This window comes from Celeribacter halophilus, assembly GCF_018860305.1.
Lineage (GTDB): Bacteria > Pseudomonadota > Alphaproteobacteria > Rhodobacterales > Rhodobacteraceae > Celeribacter > Celeribacter halophilus_A.
The window spans coordinates 585,898-601,120 of sequence record NZ_JAHKPE010000031.1 but is presented as its reverse complement, the minus strand read 5'-3'; the positions used below and the strand labels follow the sequence as shown (position 1 = coordinate 601,120).

Annotated in this window: 14 protein-coding genes and 1 pseudogene; 8 read left to right on the top strand and 7 right to left on the bottom strand. The window is 58.7% G+C overall.

Annotated features, from left to right (window positions below):
• Positions 1–38: 38 nt before the first annotated feature.
• The 8 genes from KO492_RS14775 (at position 39) to KO492_RS18945 (ending at position 10,207) form a co-directional block, all read left to right on the top strand.
• Positions 39–1,127: an ABC transporter permease gene (locus tag KO492_RS14775; protein WP_216045645.1), complete on the top strand. Its 1,089-nt coding sequence runs from the start codon at positions 39–41 to the stop codon at positions 1,125–1,127.
• Between the two features lie 45 nt (positions 1,128–1,172).
• Entirely contained in the window at positions 1,173–2,843 is a 1,671-nt protein-coding gene (locus tag KO492_RS14770; protein WP_216045644.1) for an ABC transporter ATP-binding protein, read from the top strand.
• 23 nt (positions 2,844–2,866) lie between these two features.
• A complete protein-coding gene (locus KO492_RS14765; RefSeq protein ID WP_216045643.1) occupies positions 2,867–3,820 on the top strand; it encodes a GAF domain-containing protein in 954 nt (317 codons plus the stop codon).
• Positions 3,821–3,832: 12 nt separating this feature from the next.
• Entirely contained in the window at positions 3,833–6,265 is a 2,433-nt protein-coding gene (gene nirB / locus KO492_RS14760; protein WP_216045642.1) for a nitrite reductase large subunit NirB, read from the top strand.
• Positions 6,262–6,600, top strand: coding sequence for a nitrite reductase small subunit NirD (gene nirD / locus KO492_RS14755; RefSeq protein WP_216045641.1), 339 nt, complete (start codon positions 6,262–6,264; stop codon positions 6,598–6,600). Before nirB ends, nirD begins: the two co-directional genes overlap by 4 nt.
• On the top strand, positions 6,597–9,173 hold the full coding sequence (locus KO492_RS14750; protein ID WP_216045640.1) for a nitrate reductase: 2,577 nt from the start codon (positions 6,597–6,599) through the stop codon (positions 9,171–9,173). Before nirD ends, KO492_RS14750 begins: the two co-directional genes overlap by 4 nt.
• On the top strand, positions 9,170–9,400 hold the full coding sequence (locus KO492_RS18725) for a hypothetical protein (protein ID WP_252735537.1): 231 nt from the start codon (positions 9,170–9,172) through the stop codon (positions 9,398–9,400). The genes KO492_RS14750 and KO492_RS18725 overlap by 4 nt, the downstream gene beginning before the upstream one ends.
• 279 nt (positions 9,401–9,679) lie before the next feature.
• Positions 9,680–10,207 carry a hypothetical protein gene (locus KO492_RS18945; RefSeq protein WP_436835703.1) on the top strand — a complete coding sequence of 176 codons (528 nt, stop codon included), beginning with the start codon at positions 9,680–9,682 and terminating at the stop codon, positions 10,205–10,207.
• Positions 10,208–10,380: 173 nt separating this feature from the next.
• Here the strand turns inward: KO492_RS18945 and KO492_RS14735 are convergent, their stop codons facing one another.
• The 7 genes and pseudogenes from KO492_RS14735 to KO492_RS14715 all read right to left on the bottom strand — a co-directional run bounded on the left by KO492_RS14735 (position 10,381) and on the right by KO492_RS14715 (position 15,223).
• Positions 10,381–10,734 (bottom strand): hypothetical protein, encoded by a 354-nt coding sequence (locus KO492_RS14735; RefSeq protein WP_354668246.1) that lies wholly within the window; start codon positions 10,732–10,734, stop codon positions 10,381–10,383.
• 17 nt (positions 10,735–10,751) lie between these two features.
• Positions 10,752–11,018: pseudogene (locus tag KO492_RS18715) on the bottom strand (recombinase family protein); the annotation flags it as partial.
• Complete coding sequence (locus KO492_RS18895) at positions 11,012–11,101, bottom strand: hypothetical protein (RefSeq protein ID WP_354668245.1); 90 nt, start codon at positions 11,099–11,101, stop codon at positions 11,012–11,014. The pseudogene KO492_RS18715 and the gene KO492_RS18895, both read right to left, overlap by 7 nt.
• A gap of 100 nt (positions 11,102–11,201) precedes the next feature.
• Positions 11,202–11,501 carry a hypothetical protein gene (locus KO492_RS18705; RefSeq protein WP_252735536.1) on the bottom strand — a complete coding sequence of 100 codons (300 nt, stop codon included), beginning with the start codon at positions 11,499–11,501 and terminating at the stop codon, positions 11,202–11,204.
• Positions 11,502–11,656: 155 nt separating this feature from the next.
• Entirely contained in the window at positions 11,657–12,433 is a 777-nt protein-coding gene (locus tag KO492_RS14725; protein WP_252735535.1) for a FadR/GntR family transcriptional regulator, read from the bottom strand.
• The gene (locus KO492_RS14720) at positions 12,408–13,361 is read right to left on the bottom strand and encodes an ABC transporter ATP-binding protein (protein ID WP_216045942.1); all 954 of its coding nucleotides are present in this window, start codon (positions 13,359–13,361) and stop codon (positions 12,408–12,410) included. Before KO492_RS14720 ends, KO492_RS14725 begins: the two co-directional genes overlap by 26 nt.
• Positions 13,358–15,223 carry a dipeptide/oligopeptide/nickel ABC transporter permease/ATP-binding protein gene (locus KO492_RS14715; protein WP_216045638.1) on the bottom strand — a complete coding sequence of 622 codons (1,866 nt, stop codon included), beginning with the start codon at positions 15,221–15,223 and terminating at the stop codon, positions 13,358–13,360. The genes KO492_RS14720 and KO492_RS14715 overlap by 4 nt, the downstream gene beginning before the upstream one ends.

The following is a 15,223-nucleotide window of genomic DNA, read 5'->3' as shown; positions in this document are numbered from 1 at the left end:
CTCCCTTTGTTGCAAACCGTACATGAACGAGGCACCCCATGACCGCCATCGACCCGTCCAACGCAGAGCAGATCGCGCAGAACAAAGAGGCCCGCAAAGCCCGCACGTTCACGCGGATCAACAAGGCTGATGCCTGGTTTCAGGTATTTGGCCTTGCCTGGCTCACCCCGATCCTGAAGGCCGCGGCTGGCGATAACCCGCGCGCCCAGATGGGCGAGATCTGGCGGCTTTTGGGTGTGCCACTGTTGGCCATCGCGATTTTTATCGCGGGCTGGGCGGCGCTTGCGCCAACCGTGCAAACCTCGCTCGGAGCTGTGCCGGGGCCTGCCCAGGTTTGGGAACAGGTCGGCACGTTGAACGCCGATGCCGTGCGTGAAGGCGAACGCGAGGCTGCGTTCTATGAGCGCCAAGAGGCCCGCAACGCCGAGCTGATCGCCAATGATCGTGCCGAAGACGTGAAAGAGCGCGTTTATACTGGCCAGCCGACGTATTACGATCAAATTTGGACGTCGATCAAAACTGTCTTCTTCGGCTTTCTGATCGCAAGCGTCATCGCCATTCCGCTGGGCATCGCCGCAGGGCTTTCGGCCACGGCGAACGCGGCGCTCAACCCGCTTATTCAGATTTTTAAACCCGTCTCGCCACTGGCATGGTTGCCGATTGTCACGATGATCGTGTCGGCCGTCTACGCCACCAACGACGGAATGTTTTCGAAATCCTTCCTGATTTCGGCGATCACGGTAACGCTGTGTTCGCTTTGGCCGACGCTGATCAACACCGCTCTTGGTGTTGCCTCCATCGACAAAGACCTCGTGAGTGTAAGCCGCGTGTTGAAGATGAACACATGGACCAAGATCACCAAGCTGGTGTTGCCCTCTGCCTTGCCGTTGATCTTCACCGGATTGCGTCTGTCCCTCGGTGTAGGCTGGATGGTTCTTATCGCGGCAGAAATGCTCGCCCAGAACCCCGGCTTGGGTAAGTTTGTCTGGGATGAATTCCAGAACGGCAGCTCGCAATCGCTCGCTCGGATCATGGTCGCTGTGTTCACCATCGGGATCATCGGCTTCCTGCTGGATCGGGTGATGTTCGCGCTGCAATCCATGTTCACATTCACGAATAATCGGTGATCCCCGCGCTCAAGCAGCAAAGCGGTAGCGCAAAAAGGAAAAACCATGGCAATTCTTGAACTCAAAAACGTCTCGAAGTCCTACGGCGAAACGCCGGTTCTAAAAGGCATCGACCTCAGCGTGGCGACCGGCGAATTCGTTGTCATCCTCGGGTTTTCGGGCACGGGCAAAACCACGCTGATCAACCTCATGGCAGGGCTTGAGCAGCCTACGCAAGGGAGCGTCACCTTCAAGGGTGCCCCTGTAAAAGAGCCGGGCCGCGAGCGCGGTGTGATCTTTCAAAGCTATTCGTTGATGCCGTGGTTGACGGTCAGTGGCAATGTGGCACTGGCGGTGGACACAACGTTTCCCGACATGCCCAAAGCTGACCGTGTTGCAAAGGTCGACCACTACGTCAACATGGTCGGGCTGTCCCACGCGGCGAGCCGCCGCCCTGCGGAACTGTCTGGCGGCATGCGTCAGCGGGTCAACGTGGCGCGCGCCTTGGCGATGGACCCCGAAATGCTGTTGCTCGACGAGCCGCTTTCGGCGCTTGATGCGCTGACCCGTGCCAACCTCGCCGACGAGATTGAATCGATCTGGGAAGCTGACAAAAAGACCTGCGTGCTGATCACCAATGATGTGGACGAAGCGATTATTCTGGCCGACCGCATCATCGCCCTGAATCCCGACGGGACGCTGGGCGAGGAATTCAAGGTCGATATTCCGCGCCCGCGCGACCGCATCGCCATGAACAATGATGAGACGTTCAAATCCCTGCGGATGCAGGTCACCAAATACCTGATGGATGTGGGCATTGCGTCAAAGGTCGAGGAAACCAAACTGCTGCCCAATGTGACGCCGATCCACGCCGTTCCTGCAGCCGTCGCAAAGGCGCAGGAGGGCGGTCTTGAAGAACGCTATCTGACCTTCTCGCAATTGCACAAAGTCTACCCGACCCCCAAAGGCCCGCTGACCGTCGTTGAAGACTTCGACCTCAAGGTCAACAAGGGCGAATTTATCAGCCTGATCGGGCATTCCGGCTGCGGTAAATCCACGGTTCTGACAATGGCCGCAGGCCTCAACCCGATCTCAAAGGGGGCGATACGGTTGGATGGTTGGAACGTCGAAGGGGCCGATCCCGAACGCGCGGTCGTGTTCCAATCGCCCAACCTGTTTCCGTGGCTGACCGCTAAGGAAAACGTCGCGATCGGGGTCGACAAAGTCTACCCCAGAGCATCGCGCGCCGAGCGACAGGACGTGATCGAATATTACCTTGAACGGGTCGGTCTGGCTGACAGCATGGACAAGAACGCCGCGTCCCTGTCCAACGGGATGAAGCAGCGCGTCGGCATCGCACGCGCCTTTGCGCTGTCCCCGAAATTGCTTCTGCTGGACGAGCCATTTGGGATGCTGGATTCCCTCACGCGGTGGGAGCTTCAGGAAGTGTTGATGGAGGTCTGGTCGCGCACGAAGGTGACTGCGATCTGTGTCACCCATGACGTGGACGAGGCGATCCTGCTGGCGGACCGTGTGGTGATGATGACCAACGGCCCACAAGCGACCATCGGGCGGATCGTTGATGTTGACCTGCCGCGTCCGCGCACGCGCAAGGCGCTGCTCGAACATCCTGATTACTATCGCTACCGCCAACAAGTGCTCGATTTTCTTGAAGAATACGAACACGGGGCAACACCCAAACTGAAACCCGCCGCCAAAGTCATCGCCGCCGAATAGCGCCCCGATAGGAGATTTTCGATATGGACGGACAATCTGAAACGCAGATCGACACCTTCATTCAGGTGGCCGAAGTCTGGGTGCCCAAAGACGGCGCGCTCGTTTACGCGGATGGTGATTACAATGGTCTTGACGGCTTTGAAGAGGCCTCGCGTCAGACACAGTTCGCCAAGGGCGAGGGGCTGCCGGGCAAGGCCTGGGCTGACGGTCGGCCCGTGGTGCTCAAGGCTTTTGACGGATCATATTTCAAACGGATCGAGGCCGCGAAAGCGGCAGGTTTGACGTCTGCCGTGGCCATTCCGGTCTTCGACGGCACAGACATAAAGGCCGTGCTTGTCGTGCTGTGTTCCGACGATGAAGCCCGTATAGGCGCGATAGAGGCCTGGAGTGATGATGGTGAGGGCATGCTCAATCTGGCCGATGGGTATTACGGCGCGGCTGAGGAGTTTGAGTTCGTCTCGAAGCACACACATTTCCCACGCGGGCAGGGCTTGCCTGGCGCGGCCTGGGCGGCGCAGGCACCAATCCTGATGCGTGATCTTGGATCGGGCTACAAATTTATCCGCGCCTCCGCCGCAGGAAAGGCAGGGTTGACCACGGGCCTTGGCCTGCCGGTGCCAGTGCCCGGCGACACGTCCTACATTGTGACGCTTTTGTCTGCTCTGGGGACGCCGATCGCCCGTCGGTTCGAGATTTGGGACGCGCGCACGGCCCGCATGGGGCAAAGCGGCAAAGCGGCGTTGATCGACGGGATTTGCGAGCGTGAAGGTGCGCTGTGGCGCGACGATGGCGATGGCTTAAACGACGAAGCCCCTACTGTCAGCGCGTGGAAAGGTGTCGTCGGTAAGGTGCTCGGGTCCGGATTGCCGGTGGTCACGCGGTCCGGCGGAGGGCTGCCTGCCGGCTACACCACATTCATAGGTCTGCCGATTTACGCCAAAGGCGAGGTGTCACACATCATCGCCTGCTACAACTGAGAGGACTGAACCATGGAAAAGCAAAGACTGGTTGTTATCGGTGCAGGCATGGCGTCAGGCCGCGTGTTGGAGCATCTGTTCGAGGCTGACCCCGATGCCTACGACGTCACACTGTTTAACGCCGAGGCACGGGGCAACTACAACCGCATTATGCTTTCGCCGGTTCTGTCGGGTGAGAAGACTTACGCGGAAATCGTCACCCATGACGATGACTGGTATGCGCAAAACAACGTCACCTGTCGGTTCGGGGAAAAGGTGGTCAGGATTGATCGGGAGTTGAAGGTTGTCGAAGGCGAGAACGGCCATGTCCCCTATGACAAGCTTCTGATCGCCACAGGATCGGCCCCGTTTATCATTCCGGTGCCGGGAAAAGACCTGCCCGGCGTCATCAGCTACCGTGATCTGGATGACACCAATGCGATGATCAATGCTTGTGCAAAGGGTGGCAGTGCGGTCGTCATTGGTGGCGGGCTGCTGGGGCTGGAGGCTGCCGCAGGCCTCGCAATGCGCGGCATGAGTGTCACGGTGTTGCACCTGATGGGGCACCTGATGGATCGCCAGCTCGATCCGGCGGCAGGGTATTTGTTGCGCAAGGATCTGGAGCGGCGCGGGATTACAGTAAAAACGCAGGCCTCGACCAAGGCCATAATCGGCGAGGACAAAGTCGAAGGTGTGGTGCTTGAAAGCGGCGAAACGCTGCCCACCGATCTGGTGGTTATGGCTGTAGGCATTCGTCCAGAAACAAGACTGGCAAGCGACGCACAGATTGAGGTGAAGCGCGGGATCGACGTGGACGCGCAGATGCAAACCTCTGATCCTGACATCTTTGCAGTGGGCGAATGTTTGGAATTTAACGGCATGCTGTTTGGCCTTGTGGCCCCGCTTTACGATCAGGCCAAAGTGGTCGCATCCGGCTTGTTAGGTGATCCGGGCGTCTTCGTGCCCAAGGAGCTTTCGACAAAGCTGAAGGTAACCGGTTGCGATCTTTTTAGCGCGGGCGATTTTGATGAGGGGGAAGGGCGCGAAGATATCGTGTTCCGCGATCCGGCCCGTGGCGTCTACCGCCGTCTGGTGATCGAGGATGACACGCTGATCGGGGCCGTCATGTATGGCGACACAGCCGACAGCAACTGGTTCTTTGGCCTGATCCGCGACAAGACCGACATCGCGGATATGCGAGACACGCTCATTTTCGGCCCTGCGTTTCGAGGGGGTGCTGCGCCGGACCCGCTCTCAGCCGTTGCAGCCTTACCGCGTGATGCGGAAATCTGTGGCTGCAACGGCATTTGCAAAGGGCAGATCGAAGACGCGATTGCAGCAGGCGCAACAGACCTTGGCATGATTAAGGCGACGACAAAGGCCTCCGCGTCTTGTGGCACCTGCACGGGGTTGGTGGAACAGGTGTTGGCCGTCGCATTGGGCGATGATTTCGTTGTCCCCGCCGCTGCGTCGATCTGCGGCTGCACCGACATGACCCACGAAGATGTGCGGCGCATGATCAAATCCCAAAAACTGACGTCGATGCCTGCCGTCTGGCAGGAATGTGGCTGGAAAACATCCTGCGGCTGCCATGTGTGCCGCCCTGCGTTGAATTTCTATCTGCTGGCCGATTGGCCGCTGGAATACCAAGACGATCCTCAGTCGCGCTTCATCAACGAACGCAAGCACGCCAATATCCAGAAGGACGGGACGTTTTCGGTCGTGCCGCGCATGTGGGGCGGGATCACCACCCCAGACGAGTTGCGCGCTATCGCTGACGCTGCCGACAAGTTCATGGTGCCGACGGTCAAGGTGACGGGCGGCCAGCGGATCGATCTACTGGGTGTGAAAGGAGAAGATCTGCCTGCGATTTGGGATGATCTGAACAAGGCTGGCATGGTGTCGGGCCACGCCTATTCCAAGGGCCTGCGCACGGTCAAAACCTGCGTTGGCACGGACCACTGCAGGTTTGGCACACAAGACAGCACGGGCCTCGGTATCAAACTGGAAAAGACGCTGTGGGGCTCATGGACGCCGCACAAACTCAAACTCGCCGTGTCGGGCTGCCCACGCAATTGCGCCGAAGCGACCTGCAAGGACATCGGCGTCATTTGCGTGGACTCGGGCTACCAGATCAGCATCGGCGGCGCGGCTGGCATGGACGTGCGTGAGACCGAGTTGCTGCTGCAGGTCGCAAGCGAAGTCGAAGCGATTGCAGTGATCAAAGCGGTCACGCAGCTGTATCGCGAAAACGCAAAATATCTGGATCGCATCTACAAGTGGATGGCCAAGGTCGGCCTCGATTGGATCAGTGATCAGATCGGGGATTTGGACAATCGCACCGCACTGGTCGAACGTTTTGAGCTCTCGCAAACCATCTATCGCAAAGACCCGTGGGCAGAGCACGTCGCGAAAGCGGAAACTTATCAACCGGTCGCAGATTTAACATTGGAGGCAGCGCAATGAGCTCGACATGGATTGATATTGCGGCACTCGACGACGTTCCACAACGCGGCGCGCGGCTTGTCAAAACAGCGCACGGCTGTGTCGCGGTGTTTCGCACCGGCACCGACGACATCTACGCGCTCGATAATGCTTGCCCGCACAAGAGCGGCCCCCTTGCCGACGGGATCGTGCATGGCGCCTCGGTGACATGTCCGCTGCACAATTGGGTGATTTCACTGGAAACCGGCATGGTTCAGGGGCCCGATGAAGGGCAGGTCGCGACTTATCCGGCACGGGTCGAAGACGGGCGTATCCTGCTTGACGCCGTCTTCTTGCGAACACGGGCCGTGGCATGACGCTGACCCGCACAACCTGTCCCTATTGCGGGGTCGGCTGCGGCGTTCTGGCAGGGGCCGACGGCACTATTCAGGGCGATCCGGACCATCCTGCCAACTTCGGGAGGCTGTGTTCCAAGGGATCGGCCTTGGGCGAAACGATTGATCTGGACGGACGTTTGCTGACGCCACGCATTGACGGAAAGGACGCGGGCTGGGACGCCGCACTTGACCGGGTTGCGGGGGCATTCCAGCAGTCGGTCCGCGATTATGGCCCTGATAGTGTTGCCTTCTACGTGTCGGGCCAGCTTCTGACAGAGGATTACTACGTCGCCAACAAACTGATGAAGGGCTTTGTCGGTTCGGCGAATATCGACACGAATTCAAGACTTTGCATGGCGTCCAGTGTGGCGGGGCACAAACGTGCGTTCGGCGCTGATACAGTCCCCGGCACCTACGAGGACCTTGAGCAGGCCGACCTGATCGTGCTGGTCGGATCAAACCTCGCGTGGTGTCATCCGGTGCTGCACCAACGGATCGCTGCGGCCAAAGCGGCGCGGCCCGACCTGCGCCTTGTGAACATTGATCCGCGTGAAACCGCAACGAGCGAAATGGCGGACATGCATTTGCGGATTGCGCCGGACGGAGATGTCGCCTTGTTCAACGGATTGCTGTCGCATCTGGTCGATGTGGGTGCCGTTGATCTGGATTACGTCCGAAAGCACGTCAGCGGGTGTTTTGATGCCGCCACATCGGCGCGCTTGTCTGACCCGGCCGATAGCGGGTTGAGTGCGCGGGAATTGGTGGCGTTCTATCAGCTTTGGGCAAACACAAAAAAGGTCGTCACAGTCTATTCACAAGGCGTGAACCAGTCAGCGTGCGGAACCGATAAGGTCAACGCGATTTTGAATTGCCACCTTGCTACGGGCCGCATCGGCAAGGCTGGCGCAGGGCCTTTTTCGGTTACCGGACAGCCCAACGCGATGGGCGGGCGCGAGGTCGGCGGGCTGGCAAACATGCTGGCAAATCACCTTGATATAGAGAACGCGGGTCATCGGGCGCGCGTTCAGGCCTTCTGGCAAAGCCCGACCATTTGCAAGACCGCGGGCCTAAAAGCGGTGGACCTGTTTGATGCCTGTGCCGCCGGCAAGATCAAGGCGCTTTGGATCATGTCGACCAACCCCGCTGTCAGCATGCCCGATACGAACGCGGTTGCCGCAGCCATCAAAAATGTGCCCTTTGTTGCGGTCTCCGACATCATGGCGCGGACCGACACGAATGATCTGGCAGACGTTCTTTTGCCTGCAACGGGGTGGGGCGAAAAAGACGGCACTGTCACCAACTCCGAACGTCGTATTTCGCGGCAGCGGGCATTCTTGCCGCCTCCGGGCGAAGCGAGGGCGGATTGGCGGATCATCTGCGATGTCGCAGACCGCATGGGATGGAAAGACGCCTTTGATTATGCCGGCCCCGCTGATGTTTTCGCGGAATATGTGGCGCTTTCAGCGGCAGCAACAGACTTTGGCCGCGACCTTGATCTGAGCATCTTTGCTGACGCAGATTACGCTAACCTGATACCAACCCAATGGCCGCGTAACGACATGCGGTTCTTTGCTGACGGGCGTTTTTACCACCCGGATGGCAAGGCGAAAATGGTGCCGATCTGCGCACCAGCGCCGCAAACAGGCGATACGTTCACCCTGAATACCGGTCGCAATCGGGACCAATGGCATACGATGACACGCACGGGAAAATCGGCGAAACTGGGGTCCCACCTTGCAGAACCTTATGTCGAAATGCACCCCGATGATGCTTGCGATATCGGGGTGGTCAGTGGGGATCTTGTCACCGCGCAAAGCAATCAGGGCAAAGCGATTTTACGAGTACGCATCACTGATCGGGTCCGGCGGCGCAGTATGTTTGCACCGATGCACTGGACCGCTCAACGCAGCGTCAACGGTCGCACAAATGCCCTGACCTCGGGGCTGTCTGACCCGATTTCAGGCCAACCCGCATTAAAATCCGGTCGCGTCACGGCCCATAGATTTGATGCGGCGTGGTATGGATTTGCAGCGACGGCAGCCCCGCTGGAACTGACGGGTGATTATGCCGCTGTTGTGCGAACCCCCACGGGATGGCAGGCCGAGTTTGCAGCCGTTGATACGCCAGATGACTGGGACCACCTTGTGCGGTACATCTTCGGATCGGACCGTGAGCTGACCGTCGCACTGGACGCCAAAAACCGAACACGGCGCTATGCGCTTTACGATGGCAAGCGTCTGGCAGGGCTGTTCTTTGCCAGCGCGACACCTGTGGTCTTGTCGCGCAGCTATGCGGCATCCCTGATCGGGTCTGATACCCCGCCACTGCTGGCACTGGCAGGGCGCGCCGGGGGTGGCCAGCCTGACCCCGGGGTTACGTTGTGCGCTTGCATGAATGTCGGGGTTAATACCGTGCGCTGCGCGATCAACGATGGCGCGGATAGCGTGGACAAAGTCGGCACGGTGACATGCGCGGGCACAAGCTGCGGGTCGTGCAAGCCTGAAATTGCCGCGCTGATCGCGCAAATGCCAACCCGATTGGCTGGAGAATGACGCTGGCCACTTACGTTCGGATCGTCGCACAGTGCAAGGGCCGCGCACGCAGCCTGACGCTGGGCGAGGTGAATGCCACCATGTCAATCATCCTGTCCGGCAAAGCGGCGTCCGAAGCCGTCGGCGCACTTTTTAGGTGTTGCGATTGCGCGGCGAAACTGACGCCGAGATTGCCGGATTTACACGGGCACTACGCCGGTCTACGGCGCACATCCCCATCCGGCTGATCTGGATTGGCCGTGCTACGCGGCAGAGTGCACGCGCAGCGCACCGTTGTTCGTGCTGACTGCGCGGTTGGTTGCGAATGAAGTATAGCGTGTATCTTTGCACGGCTGGAACTCCCATCAAAGGGCTGCCGTTGATCCGCGATCGGCTATAAAGGCGTTGAATATTGGCGGGCAGGGCTGTCTTGCGCGCCGCTGGAAACGCTGAGCCAATGCGGCTTCGACCTCTTGGCGTTGCGCGACGTCTTCGGTTTGCGGTCCTGCATCAAGACAGTGTTGCGCATGTGGAATCCGTCAACTGCGCCCGCATCTGTGCAAGGCGTGTTTCACCCTTCCTACAGGGGGCTGCAATCTCGTGCGGCGGCTGTGTTGGGGGATCAATCTCTGACAGACATCAAAAGCGGGGGCGGAGAATTCGAGCACAATCTCGCCAAAGACATAGTGATGTTCGGCTTGCGCAACAGCACGGACATTGACGTAAATGCACCTGCGCCGCTCGACGCAAACCGTTGTCTGCACGACGTGGAGCACCCCATTGATTGTGGACCGCTCTCCGGTGGTTGTGCGATTGGGACCGAAGGCACGGCACCGGTGCTTGTGCGTCAGGTCAAGACACGGGTCGAAGAAATGCTGGAGCCACGACTGGCGACCTTGCCGCGTTGGCGGGGCGCCTGTGCGAGCGCGCGGCAATGCGTCTGGGACCATGGGAGCGGCGCGATCCGTGGCGGTGGGTGTTTGCAGGTCCGGTGCGGCGAACCCATAGCGGTGCTGGGGATACCATACGCCTTTTGTGTTTGCGGAAGTGTTTGATGTTATGGTGCTGGTTTCAAGTGCGTACAGCGCTAAGAACGTATGTTTGATAACTGGTTTTCCAGATCAAAAGGGGGCTAGGGACTCCTCCGCGGATCTACGCAGCTTACTTCGCTGCAAGTTATGTTCAGCCGGCTGGTTTGGGAAAGGTGTGCCCGCGTCCTATAGGGGGTCTAGATCGCGAAGTCGTGGCGTTGCTTTGCCCAATCCACAGGGAATGGATTTAATAAATCGCTTAGCGTTAGGGCCTGAGCTCGGTTGTTGAGGATATCCTCAACGATATCCGGAGCAAGCAATGTGAGGCGCATAACGCGGGTCATGTAAGAGGGCGAAATGTTTTCGTGGGCGGCAAGTTCTTTGAGGGTTTGAAACTCGCCGCTGTCTAACATGCGTTTCCATCTGAACGCGCGGCCCAGCGCTTTGATGATCGTTTGGTTGTCTTCGGGTGCGCTGGGCGTCGTTGTTGTGTCGTCTTGAGGCGGAATAATCGTTTTGCGACCGCCGCGTTTTTCGATCCGAAACGGCACATGCAGATTGAGTGTTTGCCGCGTGGAGTACGCAGGCCGTTCTTTGCAGCTTCTCGTGCCAGAACTGTCGTGGAGCCGATTTCCGCGAACAGCTGAAATATCCAGCGAACGTGCCCCGCGCGCTCCTCGTCGATTATGAGGTTTCGGTTTTGTACGCGATAGCCATAGGGAGGAACGCCACCCATCCACATCCCTTTGCGGTGGCTGGCAGCGAATTTGTCCCGAATGCGTTCTGCTGTTATCTCCCGTTCGAATTGGGCGAAAGAAAGTAGCATATTCAACGTGTTCCCGTGATTTCGTGCGCAATGGGCGAAAGCGTTTTGTCGAGGCGGCCTTCATATTCAAAGCCGTCTGTTTTTACGGTCACGATGTGCTCGACACCTTTCTACTCTCGGAGCAAACGTGTGCCGACAATAGGGCGCAGCCCGACACGTTTGGCACTTTTGCTACGGTCCCCGCCGTCGAGTTCAGCCGCCATCAAAGCCGCACTCATCGTGCAACCGTTTAAAGATGTGCTTCGCGGTATGACGCTGCTTGCGCGGTCGAGCCTTGTCTTCGGCAAGCCATTGGTTGATCTGGCCGGTGAACGCATCCAGCTTCGAGCGCCTGATCGGCGCAGTTCGCCGATATCCGAGCGGCTCTGAATACGCCAACATCATCGCAATGCTGTCCCGGATAATCCCAAAATCCCGGGCAATCTGGCGTCCACTCAAGCCATCCTGAAAATGAGCCTGACGCACCTTCAAATACAAATCCACAGTGTACATCCCCAAACCTTTCCGAAGACCGAAAGGGTAAAAGTGGCCGACTTTTAAGCCGCCTGCGACAGCACAATGCCGCCGCTACTGTGGCCGAGTATTGCTCCGCCGCTTACACGCGACAGTAGAGTTTCACGCCTTCTGAGGCGGAGTATGATCGGCGGCTATTCTGGCAGGAAGCGGCTTAAGGCAATGGCTTCCTGATCCCCCATGAGTGCCCAAGCTGTTTCCATATGTGCTGTCATGATTGCCTTGGCTGCGCCTGCATCGCCCTCTTTGATCGCTGCGAGAAGGCGTTTTTGATAGTCGGAGCCTCTTTTGCGCAGTTCGGGATTCACGGGCGTATAGAGTTGACGGTAAACGGTGATATCAGCCAGCAGCTTCACCATGAAATCGATTATGAAACCCAAAAGCGGGTTGTGTGACTGTTCGGCAAGAAGCGCGTGGAAACGCAGAGAAGCGAGGTGTTGTTCGCGTTCCTCTTCTGCTGATTGCGCCGGTTTGTCATAAGAGGTCGTGATCTCCTCAAGCTGTCTCAATACCGTTGCGGGAAGTTTTCCTGCGAGAAAGGCGGCATTGACGGGTTCCAGCGCCCGCCGCATCTGGTAGATGTCCCCGATCGTCAGGTTTTTGAAATAGAAGTAATTTCCGAGCAATGCCTTGGCGCGATCCCGACTGACTTCGTGGACAAATGCGCCACCGCCTGGACCAGTGCGCGTCTTGATCAGCCCTTGGGCTTCCAGAATGCGCATTGCCTCCCTGATCGTCCCTTTTGACATTGAGAAACGCGCCATCATGTCTGTCTCCGAGGGCAGGCGGTCCCCCGGTTGCATGGCCTCTTCGACGACCAATGCTTTGATCGCCTCGGCGACGCGCACAGGCCGCGAGGGCTTTGCCTCTTTCGATTTCTCTACATCAGATAGGGTGGTGACATGCGGCAAGTTGGTTTTCTCCCATAACGCGCAATTCCGGTTCTGTACTGCGGCACAGATCGCTAGCATATATACAACGCCCTGCAAAAGCGCAGCCCTTGGGTGGATTGAGCGGATCGGGCAACTCGCTGTCCTTTTGTTCCGGCGCCTTGAGGGGGCGACCTACCACTGGTGCGCTGTTGGCGAGGAGCTGTGTATAGGGATGTTTGGGGCTGTTGAAAATATCCTCTGCCTTGCCAATCTCGACCACCGCTCCGAAATATAGCACGATCACACGGTCCGAGACCGCCTCCACAACGGCAAGGTCATGGGAAATAAACAGATATGTGAGGTCGAACTTCGATTTCAGGTCGGCGAGAAGGTTTAGCACCTGTGCTTGAATCGAGACATCCAGTGCCGATACCGGTTCGTCGAGAACCATGATTTTGGGATGTGCGGCCAGCGCTCGTGCGATACCTATCCGTTGGGCCTGACCTCCGGAAAATTCATGTGGGTAGCGGTCAAGGAATTCCTCGCGCAGATTGACCGAGGCGAAAATTTTCCCAATCCTTGCCGAGCGTTCGCCTCGATCCATCCCGTGCAACTGTTTGAGCGGGGTTTCCATGATCTGACGAATGGTTTTGCGCGGGTTGAGCGAGGAAATCGGGTCTTGGAATACATATTGGATGAGGCGTCCAAAGGCTGCCGGATCGGCGGTATCGAGTGCTTTTCCTGCAATCTCTATCTGGCCGCTGCTCGGCTCCAGAAGTCCCACAAGCATCCGCGCGAGGGTGGATTTCCCACAGCCGGATTCTCCCACGATACCAAGTGTTTCTCCCGTCTCAACGGTCAGGGACATCGGGCGCACGGCGCGGACGCCTGCGCGGGCCTTGCCAAAGAGTGGTTTGGCGCGCGGGAAGGTTTTTGACAGGTTGGTGAATTTGAGCGCGGGCATCAGACGACCTCCTCGGGAAACAGGCAGCGGACTGCGCGGGGCGCATGTCCGGTCAAGGGAATATCGCCACGGCGGCAAGCATCTTGCGCCTTGTCGCAACGCGCGGCGAAAGCGCATCCTTCGGGCAGGCGGTCGACCACCGGCGGCAGTCCGGGGATCGCGGCCAGTTCGCGCCGCCCGCCGCCCAGTTCGGGCACGCAGGCAATCAGGCGCTTGGTATAAGGATGGGCGGGGGCATCAAGCACGGCTTTGGTTGGCCCTTCTTCGACAATCCGCCCCGCATACATCACAGCGACCCGATCACATAGCTGGGCGACCACGCCGAAGTCATGGGTGATGAAAATGATCGCCAGCCCGCGTTCGCGTCGCAGGTCGTCCAGCAGGGCAAGGATTTGCGCCTGCACCGTGACATCCAGCGCGGTTGTGGGTTCGTCGGCGATAATCACCTGTGGATCATTGGCGAGCGCCATGGCAATGCCGACGCGCTGCCGCATCCCGCCCGACATCTCGTGGGGGTAGCTGTCCAGCCGTTCCTGCGCATTCGGGATACGCACCGATTTCAGCAGTTCGAGCGCCTTGGCGCGGGCCTCTTTGGTTGATGTATTGTTATGGGACTGGATGGCCTCTATCAACTGATCCCCGATCTTGTAGAGCGGGTGGAGCGTCGCGAGGGGGTCTTGGAAAATATAGGCGACGTTGTTGCCGCGCTTTTGGCGCAGACGTTCATAGGAGGCATCGAGCAGGTCCTCTCCGTCGTAGCGCACCGCACCGCCGGTAATGACACCGGGGGGAGAGGCGACGAGCCCCATGACGGAGAGCGCCGTCACGGATTTGCCAGAGCCGGACTCGCCGATGATGCCCAGACATTCCCCCGCAGACACATGGAGCGAGACCTCGTTGACAGCGCGATAGACGCGCGGGCCGACATGGAATTGGGTTTCCAGTGACTGGATATTCAAAAGCCCTTTCTGGTCGGCTTGTGGGACAGGGCCCTTGCGGTCCACCCGTGTTGTCGCGCGGGGTCGTGTCAGCGCGCCGGATTTGAGCCGCGGGTCCAGCGCGTCGCGCACCCCGTCGCCCAGAAGATTGATCGACATGACGATGAGGAAAATCATGATGCCGGGAATGATGGAGGTATGTGGCGCGGTAATGAGCGCCGCACGGGCCTCGCCCAGCATGGAGCCGAGGTCGGCATTGGGTGGCTGGCTTCCGAGACCAAGAAAGCTCAGACCCGCCGTTTCCAGTATCATCCAGCCCACAGTGGTCGAGATGCCGATCACGATGACCGGCAGCACATTTGGCAGAAGTTCCGAGAGGATGATCCGTGTGTGTCCAAGACCTGCCAGACGTGCCGCGTCGATAAACTCGCGACCCGCCAAAGACACGGTGATGCCCCTGATATTGCGGGCGAAGAAGGGGACGTTCACGGCGGCCACCGCGATAAGCGCATTCATCAATCCCGGACCGAGCGCTGCCACGATCGCAAGTGCCAGAAGGATATAGGGAAAGGCCATGAGCATATCGATCAGCCGCATGATTACGTTGTCTATGCGACCGCCGAAGTAGCCTGCGATAATGCCGATGGCGGAGCCGAAGAAGGCGGCAAGGAAGGCAGAGACAAGACCGATGGCAAGGGAGACGCGGGTGCCATAGAGCAGGCGGGCAAGGATGTCGCGGCCAAGGTGGTCTGTACCCAGAAGATGGCCCTCCGAGAAAGGGCGCAGAAAACGGTCCGCCGTGGCGGTGGCATTCGGATCGGGCAGGGGCAAAAGCGGCGTGATGGTGACAAGAATGATGATCATCCCGAGGATCACGGCACCAAGACCTGCGAGACGGTTGCGAAAGAGAAGCCGAAGAAATGTCAT